The following is an 18,543-nucleotide window of genomic DNA, read 5'->3' as shown; positions in this document are numbered from 1 at the left end:
GCTTGCCGGGAAAGTGCTGGAGGCGGAAATCATTCCAAACCCAGTTCGGCCAACTGCTCGGCCTCGCGCGCGTGCTGCAGCGCCTGCAGCACATCGCCCAGGTCGCCCTCCATCACGGCCAGCAGCTTGTACAGCGTCAGGTTGATGCGGTGGTCGGTCAGGCGCCCCTGCGGGAAGTTGTAGGTGCGGATGCGGTCTGAGCGGTCGCCGCTGCCGATCAGCCCCTTGCGCAGCGCGGCCTCTTTGGCGGCGCGTTCGCTGCGTTCTTTTTCCTGGATGCGCGCCTGCAGCACCTGCAGCGCCTTGGCCTTGTTGCTGTGCTGGCTGCGCCCGTCCTGGCATTCGGCCACGATGCCGGTGGGCAAGTGCACCACGCGCACGGCTGAATCCGTCTTGTTGATGTGCTGGCCGCCGGCGCCGCTGGCGCGGAAGGTGTCGATGCGCAGATCCGCCGGGTTCAGCGTGATGGCCTGGGCCTCGTCGGGCTCGGGCATCACGGCCACGGTGCAGGCGCTGGTGTGAATGCGGCCCTGCGTCTCGGTGGCGGGCACGCGCTGCACGCGATGGCCGCCCGATTCAAAGCGCAGCGCGCCGTAGGCGTGATCGCCCTCGATGCGCAGCACCACTTCCTTGTAGCCGCCCAGCTCGCTCTCGTTGGCGCTCATCACCTCGACCTTCCAGCCCACGGTGGCGGCGTAGCGCGTGTACATGCGCGCCAGGTCGCCCGCGAACAGCGCGGACTCGTCGCCGCCCGTGCCGGCGCGGATTTCGACGAAGGCGTTGCGCTCGTCGTCGGGGTCCTTGGGCAGGAGCAGCCGCTGTAGTTCGTTCTCCAGCTGCAGCAGCTCGGCCTCGGCGGCCTGGATTTCCTCCTGCGCCATCTCGGCCATGTCGGGGTCTTCGAGCATTTCCCGGGCGCCGGCCAGGTCGGCCTCGCGCTGCTGGTAGCGGGCATAGCGGCCAGCGACCTGGGTCACCTCGGCGTGTTCGCGCGAGATGCTGCGGTATTGCTGCATGTCGGTCATGATGTCCTCGCGCGAGAGCAGGAAGTCGAGTTCCTGCAGGCGTTGCGCGTAGCGTTCCAGCTGGCTGCGGAGAAAGGGTTTCATCGGGAGAGTCAAGAAAAGATTTTGCTACCATTTTGGTAGCTGCTAGCGCTTGTTTCATAAGCGCTGGAGGTCCGAATGGGCTTGAAGCCGGTTGGGCGTGCCACCAGAGGTGCCAGGGGGCGATGCCGGCCGCCTGGGAGGGCGAGCACCGCTACAGCCCGTTGCCCGGGGTCTTGCTTTGCGAGCGCAGGAACAGTCGCGACACCGCCTGCGCGGTCCGGGCGCGCGCCTCGGCGTCGCCCGCACGCAGCTCGGCCATGGTGCCGTGCAGCATCTTTTGCGTGAGGCCGCGTGACAGGGCTTCGAGCACGGTGTCGATGTCCTCGCCCTTGGCCAGGCGCTTCTTGGCGCGGGCAATCTCCAGGGCGCGCCATGCGTCGGCCTGGGTGTTGAGCTGCTGGATCAGCGGCACCACGCCGCCATCGTGCGCGGCGGGGCTGCGCAGCTCCATCCAGTGCATGAAGTTTTGCACGCCCGCGTCGATGATGGCTTCGGCCTGCGCCACGGCGGCCTGGCGATGTGCCTGCGCGGTCTGCACCACGCTGGCCAGGTCGTCCACGGTGTACAGGTACACGTCTTGCAGCTGCTGCACTTCGGGCTCGATGTCGCGCGGCACGGCCAGATCCACCATGAACATGGGGCGGTGGCGGCGCTTTTTCAGGGCGCGTTCGACGGCGCCCAGGCCGATGATGGGCAGGCTGCTGGCCGTGCAGCTGATGACGGCGTCGTATTCGTGCAGGTGGTCGGGCAGGTCGGCCAGGCGCATCACCTCGCCGCCCAATCGCGTGGCCAGCTTCTCGCCGCGCTCCAGCGTGCGGTTGGCGATCGTGATCTGTCTGGGGTTCTTGGCCGCGAAGTGCGTGGTGCACAACTCGATCATCTCGCCCGCGCCCACGAACAGCACGCGGATCTGGGACAGGTCTTCGAACAGCTGGCTGGCCAGGCGCACGGCCGCGGCCGCCATGCTGATACTGTGCGCGCCGATATCGGTGCTGGTGCGCACCTCTTTGGCCACTGCAAAGCTGCGCTGGAACAGCTGGTTGAGCGTGGTGCCCAGCGCGCCCGCGCCCTCGGCGGCGCGCACGGCGTCTTTCATCTGGCCGAGGATTTGCGCCTCGCCCAGCACCATCGAATCAAGCCCGCTGGCCACCCGGAAGGCATGGCGCGCGACCAGGCTGTTTTCAAGGCTGTAGGAGTGCGAGCGCAGCAGCGCGGGGCTGACGCCGCCGCTGTGGGCCAGCCAGTCCAGCGTGTGGGCCAGCGCAGGGCCGGGCGTGGAAGTGGGGGCGGCGCAGTAGATCTCGGTGCGGTTGCAGGTGGAGATGATGGCCGTCTCCACCCCGGGGTGGCGACCCGAGCCGTTGGCCAGCGACTCGCGCAGCCCGTGCAGCGTGGGCGCGATCTGATCCAGGGCAAACGCGAAGCGGCCCCGCAGATCAAGCGGAGCTGTGTGATGGTTGATGCCGAGAGCCCAGACTGCCATGGGGCGCGATTATAAAATCCGCCGCGCCCGCAGGCTGGCCGCGGCGCCAAAGCCTTGATTTGCGTCACAACTCCATGAGCCTTCTTCTCGCCATCAACCATGTGCTGAATTTCGCCGCCCCCGCGCTGGCGGTGGCGATGCTGCTCGTGGCGTGTAGCCATGTGTTTATGCGAAATATGGCCAAATCCAAGGGCTGGATTGCGCCAGTAGCTATTAATTTTGCAGTGGGTTGCATGGCCCTGGTGGCTGGTTTGGTGCTGCTGGGGCGCGATGGCAAGATGGCCGCCTACGCTGGTCTGGTGCTGGCCTGCGCCACCAGCCAGTGGGTGTTGCTGCGCGCCTGGCGCGGCTGATTCAACTCCCCGTCTGTTCGCCGGCCTGCTCCAGCAGCCAAAAGTGCAGCTCCTGCAGCGCCAGGTTGGGCGCACGCCCCGTGGGCGTGCACAGGTGGTAGCCGCGGTCCAGCAGCACAGGCTGGTCGATGGCGATGGCAATGCGACCGGCTGCCAGTTCGGGCCCGACCAGGGCGCGCTGCACCACGGCCACGCCCAGGCCGGCAATCACTGCCTGCACCAGCAGCGACACCAGTTCAAAGTCTGCCGCTGGCGCCAAAGGCCCGTGGGCACAGCCCACGCCAGCGAACCAGTGGGCCCAGTTGTCCGGATAGTGGGTGTGAAACAGCAGCGGCCGCGCCAGCAGGTCGGCGGGCGCACGGATGGCCTGCGGCCCCTGCAGGTCAGCCGGGCGGCAGATCGGCACCAGTTCGCGCCCCACCAGGTAGTCGGCCGCGATGCCCGCGGGCCAGTCGGCGCGGCCCACGCGGATCCAGGCGTCGATCTCGGGCGCGCTCAGAGGGTCGTCGCGCCGGTAGGGCGCAAAAGACAGTGCGATGCCCGGGTGGCGCGCATGAAAGTCGGGCAGACGCGGAATCAGCCAGTGGCTGAACAGCGTGGGCGCCACCGACAGGCGCAGCTGGCGCGGGCTGCGCCGTGTGCGCACGGCCAGGGTGGCGGATTCGATCGTGGCTATCGACGGGCCCACGGCGTCCAGATAATCGGCCCCGGCGCGCGTGAGCACGCTGCGCCGGCCCTCCCGCGCAAACAGCGCGATGCCCAGGTGCTCCTCCAGCCGGGCAATGGCGCGGCTGATGGCGCCCTGCGTCACGCTCAAATCCTCGGCCGCCTGCGAGAAGCTGCCCAGCCGCGCAGCGGTGGCAAAGGCATGCAGTTCAGGCAGTGACGGCGAATGGATGCGCATGGGTGGGCAATGGATGAGCGTTGGTAATGAGTGGGCGCCATTTTGTCGCTTTTCGCGGGCGCCGGTGCGCTCAAGAATGGGTACTGCCCCCATCATTCAACAACGAGGAGAACACCATGACACTGCGCCGCACCCTGCTGTCCACCCTGGTCGCCTGCGCCGCCACTGCGGCTTTCGCGCCACTGGCTCACGCCCAGGCAAGCGATTACCCCAACCGCCCGATCAAGCTGATCGTGCCCTTTGCCCCTGGCGGCTCCACCGACATGGTGGCCCGTCTGCTGGCCGACAAAATGGGTCCTATCCTGGGCAAGGCGGTTGTTGTGGACAACAAGGGCGGCGCTGGCGGCTCGCTGGGGGCCGACGCCATCGCCAAATCAGCGCCGGACGGCTACACCATCGGCATGGCCACGGTCAGCACCCACGGCGCCAACCCGGCCATCTACGCCAAGCTGCCCTATGACGCGGTGAAAGACTTCGCCCCCATCACCAACGTGATGAGCGTGCCCAGCGTCTTCGTGGTGCACCCCAGCGTGCCTGCCAAGACCATGAAGGAGTTTGTCGCGCTGGCCAAGGCCAACCCGGGCAAGTACACCTTCGCTTCGCCGGGCACGGGCTCGCTGGGCCATGCCAACATCGAGAACTTCATGAACCTGGCAGGCATCGACCTGCTGCACATCCCCTACAAGGGCGCGGGCCAGGCCGTCACCGACGCGCTGGCGGGCCAGGTCAATGCGATGACCGACAACCTGCCCTCCACGCTGGCCAACATCCAGTCGGGCAAGCTGCGCCCGCTGGCCGTGCTGGCGCTCAAGCGCAGCCCCGTGCTGCCCGACGTGCCCACCTACACCGAGCTGGGCTACCCCGCCATGGGCGACGGCGGCTGGTTCGGCCTGGTGGCGCCGGCGGGCACGCCCAAGGAGATCATCGCCAAGCTCAACGCCGCGGCGCACAAGGCCATGGCCATGCCCGACTATGTGGAAAAGCAAAAGGGCATCTCCGGCGAATCCATGGCCAACACGCCCGAGCAGTTTGCCAAGCAGATCCAGGCCGCCATCGACCGCTACACGGCCGTGGCCAAGCGCGCCAACATCAAGCTGGACTGAGAAGGTATGAACGAATCCGCCATGTCCGCTCGTTGCGCAAAAACGCACCCCCTCCGCGTTGCAAATGCTCGCCATAGCCCCCGCTATGACTGCGCTCTGCGCCTTGATGGGGCACGTTTGTGCACCCCGCTCGGCCACGCCGGATTCATTCACACCTTCTGAGGGTGCGCCTTTGACAGAGCTGCATGACGACCTGAGCCCTCGCCCGGACACCCCGGTCGAGGTCTGGCAACCCACGGGGCAGCCGCTGCCGCTGGTGTGCGACTCGCCCCACAGCGGCACGGCCTACCCGGCGGACTTCGGCCATGCCGTGCCTCTGGCCTTGCTGCGCCGCGGCGAGGACACGCATGTGCACCGCCTGTGGCACACAGCGCCCGCGCACGGCGCCACGCTGATCGCCGCGACCTTCCCGCGCACCTACATCGACGTGAACCGCGCCGACACCGACCTGGACCCCGCGCAGATCGACGGGGACTGGCCCCAGCCCCTGGCGCCCGGCCCCAAGACGCGCCAGGGCCTGGGGCTGATCTGGCAGCAGATCGTGAAGGACGGCGTGGCCACGCCGCTGTATGCGCGCCCGCGCACCGTGGCCGAGGTGCAGCAGCGCATCGCGGGCTACTGGCGCCCCTACCACGCGGCTTTGCAGCAGGCCATCGATGCCAGCGTGCAGCGCTTTGGCTGCGTGTGGCACCTGAACCTGCATTCCATGCCCAATGACGTGTACCGCCGACTGGGCCGCCAGGATGCGCCGCCGCTGGCCGACTTTGTGCTGGGCGACCGCGACGGCACCACCTGCGCGCCCGAGTTCGTGCACCTGATCGCCGAGCAGCTGCGCGGCTTTGGCTACAGCGTGGCGCTGAACGAGCCCTACAAGGGCGTGGAGCTCATCGGCCGCATCGGCCAGCCCCGCCTGGGCCGGCATAGCCTGCAGATCGAAATCCGCCGCCCGGTGTACATGGACGAGGACACGCGCGCGCCCAACGCGGGCTTTGCCCCGCTGCAGCAGCACCTGGATGCGTTGCTGGGCGTGGTGGCCGGCTACGTGCGGGCGCAATTGCCGGCTTGAAGCCAAATTTGCCTCTGGCGCTTGTCTGGCAAGCGCTGGCAGCTATTAAAAAAGAAGCAAAACGCGCCTTGAACGGCGCTGTTGCTGCATGGCCCGCGCGCGTTGCGCTCCGCGGCGGGTTGTGTCACTGCGCCGCGGGGCTGAACAGATCCACCCGGTCGGTGATGATGCCGTCGATACCCAGGTCGATCAGCCGCTGCGCGGCCCAGTCGTCGTTGACGGTGTAGCTCAGGGCGCGCAGGCCGGCCAGGTGGGCTTCGGTGACGGTGGCGTGCGTCCAGAGCGCGTGGTTGCAAACGACGGCGACGCAGCCCAGCTGGCGGGCGGTGTCCAGCCAGCCTTCTGGCAGCGGGTCCAGCAGCAGGCCGCGGGGCAGGTGGGGTGCCGCATCGCGCGCACCTGCCAGCGCCTGTGGCTTGAAGGATGTCAGCAGCGGCGGCACGCCCTGGCCGTGCCACAGGCGGGCGGCCAGTGCGGCTACGGCGCTGCCGGTCTGCGCCTCGGTGCCGGGCGTGGGCTTGATCTCGATGTTGAGCAAATAGCCGTTGGCGATGCACCAGCGCGCCAGGTGCTCCAGCGTGGGCACGGGTTCACCTGCGTACTGGCGCGAGTGCCAGCTGCCGGCGTCGAGCCGGGCCAGCGTGCCCCAGGGCTGTTCGCCCGCCACGGTGCTGGCGCCGCAGCCCAGGTGCGCGCGGGCGTTGGTGGTGCGCTCCAGCGTGGCGTCGTGCAGCAAAAAGGGCACGCCGTCGGCGCTCAGCTTGGCGTCGCACTCGAACATGCGGTAGCCGTGCTGCGCGCCCAGGCGGAAGGCGGCCATCGTGTTCTCGGGCGCGAGCTTGCCGGCGCCGCGGTGGGCAATCCAGCGGGGATAGGGCCAGGGCGTGGTCATGGTCGGTTCAAAAACTACAGGCGCTTGCCGGTGGTGGCGTCAAACCAGTGCAGGCGGTCGGCGCGCGGGGCCACGCGCAGGGTGTCGCCAGGGTGGGGCGCGGCGCCGCCTTCCTCCACGCGCACGATCAGCGGCTCATCACCCAGGCGGGCATAGATCAGGCGCTCGGCGCCCAGCAGCTCGACGGTGTCCACCACCACCTGCCAGCCGACGCTGCCCACGTCCAGGTGCTCGGGGCGGATACCCAGCAGCGTGCCGGGGCGCGCGCCGGGCGCGTGCTGCAGCAGGTTCATGGGCGGCGAGCCCATGAAGCTGGCCACAAAGGTGCTGGCGGGGCGGTGATAGACCTCCTCGGGCGTGCCGAACTGCTCCATGTTGCCGGCGTTCATGACGATCATGCGCTGCGCCAGCGTCATGGCCTCGACCTGGTCGTGCGTGACGAAAAGGCTGGTGATACCCAGCTCGCGGTGCAGCTTCTGGATCTCGATGCGGGTTTGCGCGCGCAGCTTGGCGTCCAGATTGGACAGCGGCTCGTCAAACAAAAACACCTGGGGCTGGCGAACGATGGCGCGGCCCATGGCCACGCGCTGCCTCTGGCCGCCCGACAGCTGGCGCGGCTTGCGATCGAGCAGGTGGCCCAGCTCCAGGATTTTGGCGGCCTTGTCCACGCGCGCCTTGATCTCGTCCTTGGGCACCTTGGCGATCTTCAGGCCGTAGGCCATGTTGCCGAACACGCTCATGTGCGGGTACAGCGCGTAGTTCTGGAACACCATGGCGATGTCGCGCCTGGCGGGCTCCAGGTCGTTGACCACGCGCGGGCCGATGGCGATCTCGCCAGAGGTGATTTCTTCCAGTCCGGCCACCATGCGCAAGAGCGTGGATTTGCCGCAGCCCGACGGTCCGACGATGACGATGAATTCGCCGTCCCGGATGTCGGCATTGACGCCGTGAATCACGGGCACGGCGTGCTTGCCGCTGCCGTAGTGCTTGACGACGTTGGTAAGGGTGAGAGATGCCATATGCTATTTAATTTATAGCTGCTAGCGCTTGATAAATAAGCGCTACAGGTAGTTTTTATGCTTACTTCTCGGTGTCAACCAGGCCCTTGACGAACCACTTCTGCATCAGGATCACCACGGCCGTGGGCGGCAGCATGGCGATGATGGCGGTGGCCATGACGATGTTCCAGTCCACTGCGGCCTCGCCGCCGGCCAGCATGCGCTTGATGCCGATCACCACCGGGTACATGTCTTCGGACGTGGTCATGAGCAGCGGCCACAGGTACTGGTTCCAGCCGTAGATGAACTGGATCACGAACAGCGCGGCGATCGAGGTGCGCGACAGCGGCACCAGCACGTCGATGAAAAAGCGCATCGGGCCCGCGCCGTCCATGCGCGCGGCCTCCACCAGTTCGTCGGGCACCGTCAAAAAGAACTGCCGGAACAAAAAGGTGGCCGTGGCGGAGGCGATCAGCGGCAGCGTCAGGCCGGCGTAGCTGTTGAGCAGGCCCAGATCGGCCACCACCTTGTAGGTGGGCAGGATGCGTACTTCCACCGGCAGCATCAGCGTCACGAAGATGGCCCAGAAGCACAGCATCTTGAACGGGAAGCGGAAGTACACGATGGCAAACGCCGACAGCAGCGAGATGGCGATCTTGCCCACCGTGATGACCATGGCCACCACAAAGCTCACCCACATCATGTGCACCACGTTGGTGTTGGAGCCCAGCTTGCCCGAGCCGAACAGCGCGGCCTGGTAGTTGCTCCACATATGCACCCCCGGCAGCAGCGGCATGGGCGACTGCACGATGTCGGCGGCCGTGTGGGTGGAGGCGATCAGCGCCAGGTACAGCGGAAACGCGACGATGGCCACGCCGAGGATCAGCACGGCGTGCGAAACAAAGTCGAGCCAGGGGTTGCGGTCAATCATTGCGTGACTCCAGGCAGGGGGCAGGCGTGCGCATCAATATTGAACTTTCTTTTCGACATAACGGAACTGCACCACGGTGAGCGCGATGACGATGAGCATCAGGATCACGGACTGCGCCGCCGAGCCGCCCAGGTCCAGCGCCTTGAAGCCGTCCTGATAGACCTTGTAAACCAGGATGGAGGTGGACTGGCCGGGCCCGCCCTGCGTGGCGGCGTCGATGATGCCGAAGGTGTCGAAAAAGGCATAGACGATGTTGATCACCAGCAAAAAGAAGGTGGTCGGCGACAACAGCGGCAGCTGGATGTTCCAAAAGCGCCGCCAGGCGCCCGCGCCGTCGATGGAGGCGGCCTCGATCAGCGCCTTGGGGATGGACTGAAGACCCGCCAGGAAGAACAGAAAGTTGTACGAGATCTGCTTCCACACCGAGGCGATGACGATCAGCACCATCGCCTGGCTTTCATTCATGACGTGGTTCCAGGTGTAGCCCAGTTCGCCCAGATAGTGGCTCACCACGCCGAGCGAGGGCGAGAACAAGAACACCCACAGCACCCCGGCAATCACCGGCGCCACCGCGTAGGGCACGATCAGCAGGGTTTTATAGACCAGCGCAAAGCGCACGATGCGGTCTGCAAAGATGGCCAGCACCAGCGACACCACGATGCCGATGCCCGCCACCAGTACCGAGAACAGCGCGGTGCTCTGAAAGGAATTGAGGTAGGACGGGTCGTTGAAAATCTGCCGGAAGTTGTCCAGCCCCACCCACTCGGTGCTCATGCCGAAGGCGTCTTCCATCTGGAAGGACTGCAAGATGGCCTGGCCCGCAGGCACAAAGAAGAACACGCCGATGATGAGCAACTGCGGCGCAATCAGCACCCAGGGCAGCCACGCCGAGCGGAAAAGTACGCGTTTTTCCATGACGTTTACAAACCAAAAAACCGCCGGTGCAGGTCTGCGCCGTCGGAAACAAGAAAAGCGGCCCCCGGGCAGGGGCCGCTAACCAACGCAGAGGCGCTCATGGGAACGCCTTGCCTGTCACAGGATGCCGCAGCTTACTTCTTGTACGAGCGCTCGAAGCGGGCCAGCAGCTCGTTGCCACGGGTCACGATGGAGTCCAGGGCTTCCTTGGCGGACTTCTTGCCGGCCCAGACCTGCTCCATCTCTTCATCCTCGATGGTGCGGATCTGCACGTAGTTGCCCAGGCGGATGCCGCGGGAATTGTCGGTCACCTTGCGCACCATCTGGTTTACGGCCGTGTCTGTGCCGGGGTGCTTGGCGTAAAAGCCCGACTTGTCGGTCAGCTCGTATGCGCCCATGGTGATGGGCAGGTAGCCGGTGCGCTGGTGGCTGGCGGCCTGTACCTTGGTGTCGGACAGGAACTCGAAGAATTTGGCCACGCCCTTGTACTCAGCGGGCTTCTTGCCGGCCATGACCCACAGCGAGGCGCCGCCGATCACGGTGTTTTGCGGTGCGCCCTTCACGTCGGGGTAGTAGGGCAGGGGAGCCAGGCCGTAGGCAAACTTGGCGTTCTTGGCCACGTCGCCGTAGAAGCCCGAGGACGTCTGGATCATGGCGCACTCACCCGAGGTGAACGATGCCTGCGCGGCAGAGCCGCGGCCCTTGTAGATGAACTCGCCCGCCTTGGCGGCCTGCGCCAGGTTGTCGATGTGGCGCACGTGCAGCGGAGCGTTGACCTTCATGCGAGCCTTGTAGCCGTTGGGGCCCAGGCCGTTTTTCTCGGTGGCAAATTCGACGTTGTGCCAGGCGGAGAAGGATTCGAGCTGCGTCCAGCCCATCCACGCCAGCGTCATGGGGCAGCTGTGGCCGCTGGCCTTGAGCTTCTTGGCGGCCTCGAACACTTCGGGCCAGGTGGCGGGCGCCTTGTCGGCGTTCAGGCCGGCCTTCTTGAAGGCGTCTTTGTTGTAATAGAAGATGGTGGTGGAGCTGTTGAACGGAAAGCTCAGCATCTCGCCATTGGGGGCGGTGTAGTAGGCGGCCACGGCGGGGATGTAGCTGCCGGGGTTGAAGTCGGCGCCTGCGTCTTTCATCACCTTGCCCACGGGCACCGTGGCGCCCTTGCTGGCCATCATGGTGGCCGTGCCCACTTCAAACACCTGCAGGATGTGCGGAGCGTTGCCCGAGCGGAAGGCAGCGATCGCGGCAGTCATGCTCTCGTCATAGGCGCCCTTGAACGTGGGGACGACCTTGTATTCCTTCTGGCTTTCGTTGAATTGCTTGGCCAGGTCGTTCACCCACTCGTTGTTGACGGCCGTCATGGAATGCCACCACTGGATCTCCGTCTGGGCTTGTGCTGAGAGGGTGGTGGCGGTCATTGCGGCGGCCAGCGCCAAGTGTTTGATCTGCATGAATACTCCTCGTTGATAGACGGTAACCAGGGAATCGGGCGACTGTGGCCGTGTTCCATGACGCGAATATGTCTTTGTCGCACATTGATACGGCGTATCAATCGGGCAAACCCGGTGACATTTTGGTGAATAAATGGTGACGTATTCATGACGAATTCATGGATCTGCCGTGGATCCGCCGTGGGGTTGGGCATGCATGCGGTGCCGGCGTGCCTGCGTTGACCGCTGCGGCGACACCTGCAATTGCAGCGCGGCCGGCAGGGCTTTGTGCATTGCACAATGATGGGCTGCGGCCCGGACGGGCAGCATCGCCTGCGCGTATTGCCCCGCCGGGCCTGGTGACGGGCCATGCGCCCCTGCGTGCGCCGGCACGCGCATCCTCCAACTCAATCATCTGCGCCATGACCAAGACTTCCCTGGACAAAAGCAAGATCAAGTTCCTGTTGCTGGAAGGCATACACCCCAGCGCTCTGCAGGTGCTGCAGTCCGCCGGTTACACCCAGATCGAATGCCTGCCGGGCGCGCTGGAAGGCGACGAACTGCGCCGCAAGATTGCCGACGTGCATTTTCTGGGCATCCGCTCGCGCACGCAGCTGACGGCCGATGTGCTGGCCCACGCGCACAAGCTGGTGGCGGTGGGGGCGTTTTGCATCGGCACCAACCAGATCGACCTGGATGCGGCGCTGGAGCGGGGCGTGGCGGTGTTCAACGCGCCGTATTCCAACACACGTTCGGTGGCCGAGCTGGTCTTGGCCGAGGCCATCTTGCTGCTGCGCGGCGTGCCCGAGAAGAATGCCGCGGCGCACCGCGGCGGCTGGCTCAAAAGCGCCGACAACGCCTACGAAATCCGGGGCAAGACGCTGGGCATCGTGGGCTACGGCTCCATTGGCACGCAGCTGTCGGTGCTGGCCGAGGCGCTGGGCATGCAGGTGGTCTTTCACGACGTGGTCAACAAGCTGCCTTTGGGCAACGCGCGCCAGGCGGGTTCGCTGGACGAGCTGCTCAAAACCAGCGACATCGTCAGCCTGCATGTGCCCGAGCTGCCATCCACCCAGTGGATGATCGGCGCCGCCGAGATCGCAGCCATGAAGCCGGGCGCCATTTTGATCAACGCCGCGCGCGGCACGGTGGTGCAGATAGAGCCCCTGGCCCAGGCCCTGAAAGACCGCAAGCTGCTGGGCGCGGCCGTGGACGTGTTTCCCGTGGAGCCCAGGAGCAACAAGGACGAGTTTGTGTCCCCCCTGCGCGGGCTGGACAACGCCATCCTCACCCCGCACATCGGCGGCTCGACCGTGGAGGCGCAGGCCAACATCGGCGTGGAGGTGGCGCAAAAGCTGGTCAAGTACAGCGACAACGGCACCACCACCTCGTCGGTCAACTTCCCTGCAGTGGCGCTGCCCGCCCACCCGGGCAAGCACCGGCTGCTGCATGTGCACCACAACGTGCCGGGCGTGCTGTCGCAGATCAACCGCATCCTGTCGGACAACCACATCAACATCTCGGGCCAGTATCTGCAGACCAACGACAAGGTGGGCTACGTGGTGATTGACCTGGATGCGCGCTCGTCCGATCTGGCGCTGGACAAGCTGGCCCAGGTGCCGGGCACCATCCGCTGCCGTGTGCTGTTCTAAAAATGCTACTGTATTGATAGCTTCTTGCGCTTGTTTTGCAAGGGCTGGAGGTTGTTTTTGATTGAAACGATGCGCCGACACCCGGACGCGGTGTGGTGGCACTCCCCCCAGGGCGGCGCACTGCAGGGGCGTGGCATAAAATTTGCGCCCCAAGGCACGAGGGCGCGCACCGCCCGACCCAGGTTGATCCCATGAATGTTCCGATTGCGCTGGCCGCCCTGCAGACCCAAGGCGCCGAGCCCGTCCGCTTGCGCGAGATTCCGTACAACTACACCTCGTTTTCCGACCGGGAAATCGTGCTGCGCCTGCTGGGCGCCGACGCCTGGGACGTGCTGGACCAGCTGCGTCGCGAGCGCCGCACCGGCCGGTCGGCCCGCATGCTGTACGAGGTGCTGGGCGACATCTGGGTCGTGCAGCGTAACCCCTACCTGCAAGACGACCTGTTGAATACCCCGGCGCGCCGCAAGATGCTGGTGGATGCGCTCAATCACCGCATGGCCGAGATCGAAAAGCGCCGCCTGCCCCAGGAGAACGCCGATCGCGACCGACGCGTGGGCGTGCTGGTGGATGCGGCGCGCCGTGCCATCGCGGAATTTGACGCCACCCTGGTCGAGACCGGCGAGCTGCGCAAGAAAGTGGCGCGCCGCCTGGGCCGTCACACCGCCAGGGACAACATCAAGTTTGACGGCCTGTCGCGCGTGTCGCACGTGACCGATGCGACCGACTGGCGCGTGGAATACCCCTTCGTGGTGCTCACGCCCGACACCGAGGCCGAAATGGCCGCGCTGGTCAAGGCCTGCTTTGAGCTGGAACTGACCATCATCCCGCGCGGAGGCGGCACCGGCTACACGGGCGGCGCCATCCCGCTCACCTGGCGCAGCGCGGTCATCAACACCGAGAAGCTGGAGGCCATGACGGCGGTAGAAATGCGCCGCCTGCCGGGCCTGGATCACGAAGTGGGCACCATCTGGACCGAGGCCGGCGTGGTCACCCAGCGCGTGGCCGATGCGGCGGAGGCCGCGGGCTTTGTGTTTGCCGTGGACCCGACAAGCGCAGAAGCCAGCTGCGTGGGCGGCAACATCGCCATGAACGCGGGCGGCAAAAAGGCCGTGCTGTGGGGCACGGCGCTGGACAACCTGGCCAGCTGGCGCATGGTGACGCCCGACGGCGAGTGGCTGGAGGTGACCCGCGTGGGCCACAACCTGGGCAAGATTCACGATGCCGAGGTGGCCAGCTTTGAGCTGCAGTACTTCCAGGCCGACGGCAAGACTTTGACGCGCACCGAGCGCCTGGACATCCCCGGCAAGACCTTCCGCAAGGAGGGCCTGGGCAAGGACGTGACGGACAAGTTTCTGGCCGGCCTGCCGGGCGTGCAAAAAGAAGGCACCGACGGCCTGATCACCAGCGCGCGCTGGATCGTGCACCGCATGCCCGAGCACACGCGCACCGTGTGCCTGGAGTTCTTTGGCAACGCCAAGGACGCCGTGCCCAGCATCGTCGAGATCAAAGACTTCATGTTCGCCGAGCAAAAGCGCAGCGGCGTGCTGCTGGCCGGCCTGGAGCACCTGGACGACCGCTACCTGAAGGCCGTGGGCTACACCACCAAGTCCAAGCGCGGTGGCCTGCCCAAGATGCTGCTGGTGGGCGACATCGTGGGCGACGACCCCGACGCCGTGGCCCGCGCCGCCGCCGAGGTGGTGCGCATCGCCAACAGCCGCAGCGGCGAGGGCTTTACGGCCGTGAGCGCCGAGGCGCGCAAGAAGTTCTGGGCCGACCGCAAGAAGACCGCGGCCATCAGCCGCCACACCAACGCCTTCAAGATCAACGAAGACGTGGTGATCCCGCTGCCGCGCATGGCCGAGTACACCGACGGCATCGAGCGCATCAACATCGAGCTGAGCCTGCGCAACAAGATCGAGCTGGCCGACGCGCTGGAAGAGTTTCTGACCCGCGGCGACCTGCCACTGGGCAAGCCCGAGGCGGGTGGCGAGCTGCCCTCGCCCGAGCTGCTGCAAGAAAAGCTGGCCCTGGCCCTGGCCCTGGTGCAGGGCACGCGGGCGCTGTGGCAGGACTGGCTGCAGCGCGTGGAAGAGCTGTTCCCGCAGCTGCAGGACCACCGCCTGCGCGCCAGCTGGAAGACGCAGATCCGCGATCCGCTGCGCAACATCTTTACCGGCAGCGACTTCGAGCCGCTGATGCAGGCCCTGGGCGAGGTGCAGCAGCGCGTGCTGCGCGGGCGCGTGTGGGTGGCGCTGCACATGCACGCGGGCGATGGCAACGTGCACACCAATATCCCCGTGCACAGCGACAACTACGCCATGCTGCAGACCGCGCACGAGGCGGTGGCGCGCATCATGGTGCTGGCGCGCAGCCTGGACGGCGTGATCTCGGGCGAGCACGGCATCGGCATCACCAAGCTGGAGTTTCTGACCGACGCCGAGCTGGCGCCGTTTGCCGAATACAAGCGCAAGGTGGATCCGCACGGGCGCTTCAACCGCGGCAAGCTGCTACGAAATCAGGAGCTGCTGACGCTTGATAAACAAGGGCTGGAGGCCAATTCGGCTTACAAGGGTACGCGCACGCCGCTGATGTTTGCCGACCTGACCAATGCCTACACGCCCAGCTTCGGGTTGATGGGCTACGAGTCGCTCATCATGAAGCAAAGCGACATTGGCGACATTGCCAACAGCGTCAAGGACTGCCTGCGCTGCGGCAAGTGCAAACCCGTGTGCAGCACGCATGTGCCGCGCGCCAACCTGCTGTACAGCCCGCGCAACAAGATTTTGGCCACGTCGCTGCTGGTCGAGGCCTTTTTGTACGAAGAGCAGACGCGCCGCGGCGTGTCCATCCAGCACTGGCAAGAGTTTGAAGACGTGGCCGACCATTGCACCGTGTGCCACAAGTGCCTGACGCCGTGCCCGGTCAAGATCGACTTTGGCGACGTGACCATGAACATGCGCAACCTGCTGCGCAAGATGGGCAAGAAGAGCTTCCGGCCCGGCAACGCGATGGCCATGGCCATGCTCAACGCCACCAACCCCGACACCATCAAGCTGCTGCGCGCGGGCATGGTCAACGTGGGCTTCAAGGCCCAGCGCATGGCCGTAGATGTGCTGCGCAGCGTGGGCCGCAAGCAGACCGCGCACCCACCCGCCACGGTAGGCACGGCGCCGGTCAAGGAGCAGGTGATCCACTTCGTCAACAAGAAGCTGCCGGGCGGCCTGCCCAAGAAGACGGCGCGCGCGCTGCTGGACATCGAAAACAAAGACTACGTGCCCATCATCCGCAACCCGGCCGCCACATCGGCCGATACGGAGGCGGTGTTCTACTTCCCCGGCTGCGGCTCCGAGCGGCTGTTCAGCCAGGTGGGCCTGGCCACGCAGGCCATGCTGTGGCACGCCGGCGTGCAGACGGTGCTGCCGCCGGGCTACCTGTGCTGCGGCTACCCGCAGCGCGGATCAGGCCAGTTTGACAAGGCCGAGAAGATGATCACCGACAACCGGGTGCTGTTCCACCGCGTGGCCACCACGCTGAACTACCTGGACATCAAGACGGTGGTCGTGAGCTGCGGCACCTGCTACGACCAGCTGCAGGGCTACCAGTTCGACAAGATCTTCCCCGGCAGCCGCATCATCGACATCCACGAATACCTGCTGGAAAAGGGCATCACGCTGCAGGGCAAGAGCGCCTACCTGTACCACGAGCCCTGCCACAACCCCATGAAGCAGCAGGACTCGGTCAAGACCGTCAAGGCGCTGGTGGGCGACAACGTGCTCAAGAGCGAGCGCTGCTGCGGCGAGTCCGGCACGCTGGGCGTGACCCGGCCCGATGTGTCCACGCAGGTGCGCTTTCGCAAGACCGAAGAAATCCGCAAGGGCGAGGCAGCCCTGCGCGCCAGCGGCGCCGTGGGCGAGCAGGACAACATCAAGATCCTGACCAGCTGCCCCAGCTGCCTGCAGGGCATCTCGCGCTACCAGGACGATCTGCAAAACGGCCTGCTGGAGGCCGACTACATCGTCGTCGAAATGGCCAAGCAGATCCTGGGCGAAAACTGGCTGCCCGAATACGTGCAGCGCGCCAACAGCGGCGGCATCGAGCGGGTGCTGGTCTAGCAATGAAGCTCCCCCTGAGTCGCTTCGCGCCTTGCCCCTCTGTCGCTGCGCGGGAGGGGGACGACACCTTCGCTGCGGGGCGGCCCTTGCTCGGTGTCCCTGGCTTGGCGCCGCGCCGGACTCATGCGACTTGGATGGAGTGATGCCAATGAGTTGCCCCCTGTGCACGGAAGATGGCGGCGCGCTCATCTGGCGCGGCAAGCAGCTGCGCGTGATCCGCGCGGACGAGGCGGGGTTTCCGGCGTTTTACCGCGTCGTCTGGAACGCCCACGTGGCCGAGTTTTCTGACCTGACCGCATCGCAGCGCGCGCACTGCATGGACGTGGTGGTGCAGGTCGAGCAAGCCCTGCGCCAGCACCTGCAGCCCACCAAAATCAACCTGGCCACGCTGGGCAACATGGTGGCGCACCTGCACTGGCATGTGATTGCACGTTTTGACTGGGACAGCCACTTCCCGGCGCCCGTCTGGGCCACAGCCCAGCGCCCACGCGCCGCGCAGCAAGAAGACGCCCTGCGCGAGCGCCTGCCCGCGCTGGAGGCCCAGTTGCGGCGGGCGTTGGGCTCGTAGCTGCACGCCCGCGCCTGTCGGTGCGGCATGCCCGCGGTGCAGGCTGCGGGTGACCGGTAGTGGAGTCGTCAGCTCAGGTGTTGTCTTTGACCGTGGTGGCTGCGCCGTGCGCCCGCAGGCTGGCAATGGCGGCCTCACGCGCTGGCTCGTCGACGTACATCGGGCTTGTGCCAATCACCTGCCCGTTGCTGGCCTTCAGGTTGAAGAAAGCCTTGCCATTGGCGGCGGTTTTGCGCTCGTAGCGCGCTTCGTTGGCGCAGTTGGTCTGCACCGACGCAATGCCGTTCTCCGCCGAGGCCTTGGTCTTGTACAGCTCGCTGGTCAGCAGCGCCTCGGCGCCGTCCCCCCTGAGAACAAAACGAAACTGCCCGTCGCTACTTTTGCTGAGTTCAAATAAAACAGTCATTTGCAAGCTCCTCGGTTGAGACAAAAAAAGCGCAAGATGCGCCGCGAAGAATCAGTCGCCGCCCTCAAAGGCAAACAGCGTCACATTGCCCGCCGGGTTCTTGAGCAGCATCCGGCTGATGACGGCCTTCTCCTGGCAGAGCAATATTTTTTCAGGCTGCGCACTTCAGGCGCCGTGGTGTTGTCGTGGGCCATGTGAACCTCCTGGGTGAGCTGAACGCTTGCAGCCACTGTAGCGGTAACCGGCGCCCAGAGGGGGCTATTTGTTGGGCCGGGCGCTCACGCCATACAGCGGGTTGGGCGCAAGTGGCCAAAAAGGCTTGAAACCGACGGGCAGCTTGCAGGCGAAGCCCGGCGCAACGGCCAAACCCCAAAAAGCCAAGCCTTTGAAAATGGCGAAACACTGGAACAACCGCTGGCCTGCATGAATGGATTGGGGGGGGGGACGGACTAACGCCTGAGTTCAGCCGCCGTCGTAGGCGGTTGGCTGCGACGAAATGTTAGGGATGGTGTTCAAAACACCCGTGGCGGTGGCCACTGAGTCGATATATTCCACATGATGACGAATTCGGCGTTTTTTGGGCTGCAAATAAGGGGCATTTCACCCTTGCCGCTGGCCCTTTGG

16 protein-coding genes are annotated in these 18,543 nt (G+C 65.7%); 7 read left to right on the top strand and 9 right to left on the bottom strand.

Annotated elements, in window-relative coordinates:
- Nucleotides 1-29: 29 nt before the first annotated feature.
- Entirely contained in the window at nt 30-1,109 is a 1,080-nt protein-coding gene (prfA, locus tag AB7E35_RS12335) for a peptide chain release factor 1 (RefSeq protein ID WP_428167649.1), read from the bottom strand.
- A 151-nt stretch (nt 1,110-1,260) separates the two neighbouring features.
- Nucleotides 1,261-2,592, bottom strand: a complete 1,332-nt coding sequence (gene hemA, locus AB7E35_RS12330; protein ID WP_428167648.1) for a glutamyl-tRNA reductase — start codon at nt 2,590-2,592, stop codon at nt 1,261-1,263.
- Between the two features lie 74 nt (nt 2,593-2,666).
- Here hemA and AB7E35_RS12325 point away from each other — a divergent pair, with 74 nt between their 5' ends.
- Nucleotides 2,667-2,945, top strand: a complete 279-nt coding sequence (locus AB7E35_RS12325) for a hypothetical protein (RefSeq protein ID WP_428167647.1) — start codon at nt 2,667-2,669, stop codon at nt 2,943-2,945.
- 1 nt (nt 2,946) lies between these two features.
- Here AB7E35_RS12325 and AB7E35_RS12320 read toward each other — a convergent pair whose 3' ends face one another.
- Nucleotides 2,947-3,849, bottom strand: coding sequence for a LysR substrate-binding domain-containing protein (locus AB7E35_RS12320; RefSeq protein WP_428167646.1), 903 nt, complete (start codon nt 3,847-3,849; stop codon nt 2,947-2,949).
- A 116-nt stretch (nt 3,850-3,965) separates the two neighbouring features.
- Here AB7E35_RS12320 and AB7E35_RS12315 point away from each other — a divergent pair, with 116 nt between their 5' ends.
- Together AB7E35_RS12315 and AB7E35_RS12310 are read left to right on the top strand one after the other, a co-directional pair.
- Complete coding sequence (locus AB7E35_RS12315) at nt 3,966-4,952, top strand: tripartite tricarboxylate transporter substrate binding protein BugE (protein WP_428163924.1); 987 nt, start codon at nt 3,966-3,968, stop codon at nt 4,950-4,952.
- A gap of 181 nt (nt 4,953-5,133) precedes the next feature.
- On the top strand, nt 5,134-6,018 hold the full coding sequence (locus AB7E35_RS12310) for an N-formylglutamate amidohydrolase (protein WP_428163941.1): 885 nt from the start codon (nt 5,134-5,136) through the stop codon (nt 6,016-6,018).
- Nucleotides 6,019-6,142: 124 nt separating this feature from the next.
- On the opposite strand, the gene ugpQ is transcribed toward AB7E35_RS12310, so the two are convergent.
- The 5 genes from ugpQ to ugpB all read right to left on the bottom strand — a co-directional run bounded on the left by ugpQ (nt 6,143) and on the right by ugpB (nt 11,202).
- On the bottom strand, nt 6,143-6,910 hold the full coding sequence (ugpQ, locus tag AB7E35_RS12305) for a glycerophosphodiester phosphodiesterase (protein WP_428163923.1): 768 nt from the start codon (nt 6,908-6,910) through the stop codon (nt 6,143-6,145).
- A gap of 14 nt (nt 6,911-6,924) precedes the next feature.
- Complete coding sequence (locus tag AB7E35_RS12300; protein ID WP_428163922.1) at nt 6,925-7,929, bottom strand: sn-glycerol-3-phosphate import ATP-binding protein UgpC; 1,005 nt, start codon at nt 7,927-7,929, stop codon at nt 6,925-6,927.
- A 61-nt stretch (nt 7,930-7,990) separates the two neighbouring features.
- Nucleotides 7,991-8,839 carry a sn-glycerol-3-phosphate ABC transporter permease UgpE gene (ugpE, locus tag AB7E35_RS12295; protein ID WP_428167645.1) on the bottom strand — a complete coding sequence of 283 codons (849 nt, stop codon included), beginning with the start codon at nt 8,837-8,839 and terminating at the stop codon, nt 7,991-7,993.
- Nucleotides 8,840-8,872: 33 nt separating this feature from the next.
- The gene (gene ugpA, locus AB7E35_RS12290; protein ID WP_428167644.1) at nt 8,873-9,754 is read right to left on the bottom strand and encodes a sn-glycerol-3-phosphate ABC transporter permease UgpA; all 882 of its coding nucleotides are present in this window, start codon (nt 9,752-9,754) and stop codon (nt 8,873-8,875) included.
- A 134-nt stretch (nt 9,755-9,888) separates the two neighbouring features.
- Nucleotides 9,889-11,202 carry a sn-glycerol-3-phosphate ABC transporter substrate-binding protein UgpB gene (gene ugpB, locus AB7E35_RS12285; protein WP_428167643.1) on the bottom strand — a complete coding sequence of 438 codons (1,314 nt, stop codon included), beginning with the start codon at nt 11,200-11,202 and terminating at the stop codon, nt 9,889-9,891.
- A gap of 401 nt (nt 11,203-11,603) precedes the next feature.
- On the opposite strand from ugpB, the gene serA reads away from it, so the two are divergent.
- The 3 genes from serA (at nt 11,604) to AB7E35_RS12270 (ending at nt 17,513) form a co-directional block, all read left to right on the top strand.
- A complete protein-coding gene (gene serA / locus AB7E35_RS12280) occupies nt 11,604-12,833 on the top strand; it encodes a phosphoglycerate dehydrogenase (protein ID WP_428167642.1) in 1,230 nt (409 codons plus the stop codon).
- A 191-nt stretch (nt 12,834-13,024) separates the two neighbouring features.
- Entirely contained in the window at nt 13,025-16,945 is a 3,921-nt protein-coding gene (locus AB7E35_RS12275; RefSeq protein ID WP_428163917.1) for a DUF3683 domain-containing protein, read from the top strand.
- A gap of 148 nt (nt 16,946-17,093) precedes the next feature.
- Nucleotides 17,094-17,513 carry an HIT family protein gene (locus AB7E35_RS12270; protein ID WP_428167641.1) on the top strand — a complete coding sequence of 140 codons (420 nt, stop codon included), beginning with the start codon at nt 17,094-17,096 and terminating at the stop codon, nt 17,511-17,513.
- Nucleotides 17,514-17,586: 73 nt separating this feature from the next.
- Here the strand turns inward: AB7E35_RS12270 and AB7E35_RS12265 are convergent, their stop codons facing one another.
- Nucleotides 17,587-17,919, bottom strand: coding sequence for a YegP family protein (locus tag AB7E35_RS12265; protein WP_428167640.1), 333 nt, complete (start codon nt 17,917-17,919; stop codon nt 17,587-17,589).
- A gap of 36 nt (nt 17,920-17,955) precedes the next feature.
- On the opposite strand from AB7E35_RS12265, the gene AB7E35_RS12260 reads away from it, so the two are divergent.
- Nucleotides 17,956-18,117: a hypothetical protein gene (locus AB7E35_RS12260; protein ID WP_428167639.1), complete on the top strand. Its 162-nt coding sequence runs from the start codon at nt 17,956-17,958 to the stop codon at nt 18,115-18,117.
- The last annotated feature ends 426 nt before the right edge of the window (nt 18,118-18,543 follow it).

This window comes from Diaphorobacter sp., assembly GCF_050251835.1.
Lineage (GTDB): Bacteria > Pseudomonadota > Gammaproteobacteria > Burkholderiales > Burkholderiaceae_C > JBFXIE01.
Note: the sequence above shows the minus strand (reverse complement) of the source record. Positions and strands in the feature narration are given on the sequence as shown.

Excerpts from the sequence above, each read along its gene's own strand:
- prfA (WP_428167649.1), bottom strand. The coding sequence starts at position 1,109 with ATGAAACCCTTTCTCCGCAGCCAGCTGGAACGCTACGCGCAACGCCTG.
- hemA (WP_428167648.1), bottom strand. The coding sequence starts at position 2,592 with ATGGCAGTCTGGGCTCTCGGCATCAACCATCACACAGCTCCGCTTGAT.
- AB7E35_RS12325 (WP_428167647.1), top strand. The coding sequence starts at position 2,667 with ATGAGCCTTCTTCTCGCCATCAACCATGTGCTGAATTTCGCCGCCCCC.
- AB7E35_RS12320 (WP_428167646.1), bottom strand. The coding sequence starts at position 3,849 with ATGCGCATCCATTCGCCGTCACTGCCTGAACTGCATGCCTTTGCCACC.
- AB7E35_RS12315 (WP_428163924.1), top strand. The coding sequence starts at position 3,966 with ATGACACTGCGCCGCACCCTGCTGTCCACCCTGGTCGCCTGCGCCGCC.
- ugpQ (WP_428163923.1), bottom strand. The coding sequence starts at position 6,910 with ATGACCACGCCCTGGCCCTATCCCCGCTGGATTGCCCACCGCGGCGCC.
- AB7E35_RS12300 (WP_428163922.1), bottom strand. The coding sequence starts at position 7,929 with ATGGCATCTCTCACCCTTACCAACGTCGTCAAGCACTACGGCAGCGGC.
- ugpE (WP_428167645.1), bottom strand. The coding sequence starts at position 8,839 with ATGATTGACCGCAACCCCTGGCTCGACTTTGTTTCGCACGCCGTGCTG.
- ugpA (WP_428167644.1), bottom strand. The coding sequence starts at position 9,754 with ATGGAAAAACGCGTACTTTTCCGCTCGGCGTGGCTGCCCTGGGTGCTG.
- ugpB (WP_428167643.1), bottom strand. The coding sequence starts at position 11,202 with ATGCAGATCAAACACTTGGCGCTGGCCGCCGCAATGACCGCCACCACC.
- serA (WP_428167642.1), top strand. The coding sequence starts at position 11,604 with ATGACCAAGACTTCCCTGGACAAAAGCAAGATCAAGTTCCTGTTGCTG.
- AB7E35_RS12275 (WP_428163917.1), top strand. The coding sequence starts at position 13,025 with ATGAATGTTCCGATTGCGCTGGCCGCCCTGCAGACCCAAGGCGCCGAG.
- AB7E35_RS12270 (WP_428167641.1), top strand. The coding sequence starts at position 17,094 with ATGAGTTGCCCCCTGTGCACGGAAGATGGCGGCGCGCTCATCTGGCGC.
- AB7E35_RS12265 (WP_428167640.1), bottom strand. The coding sequence starts at position 17,919 with ATGACTGTTTTATTTGAACTCAGCAAAAGTAGCGACGGGCAGTTTCGT.
- AB7E35_RS12260 (WP_428167639.1), top strand. The coding sequence starts at position 17,956 with ATGCGCCGCGAAGAATCAGTCGCCGCCCTCAAAGGCAAACAGCGTCAC.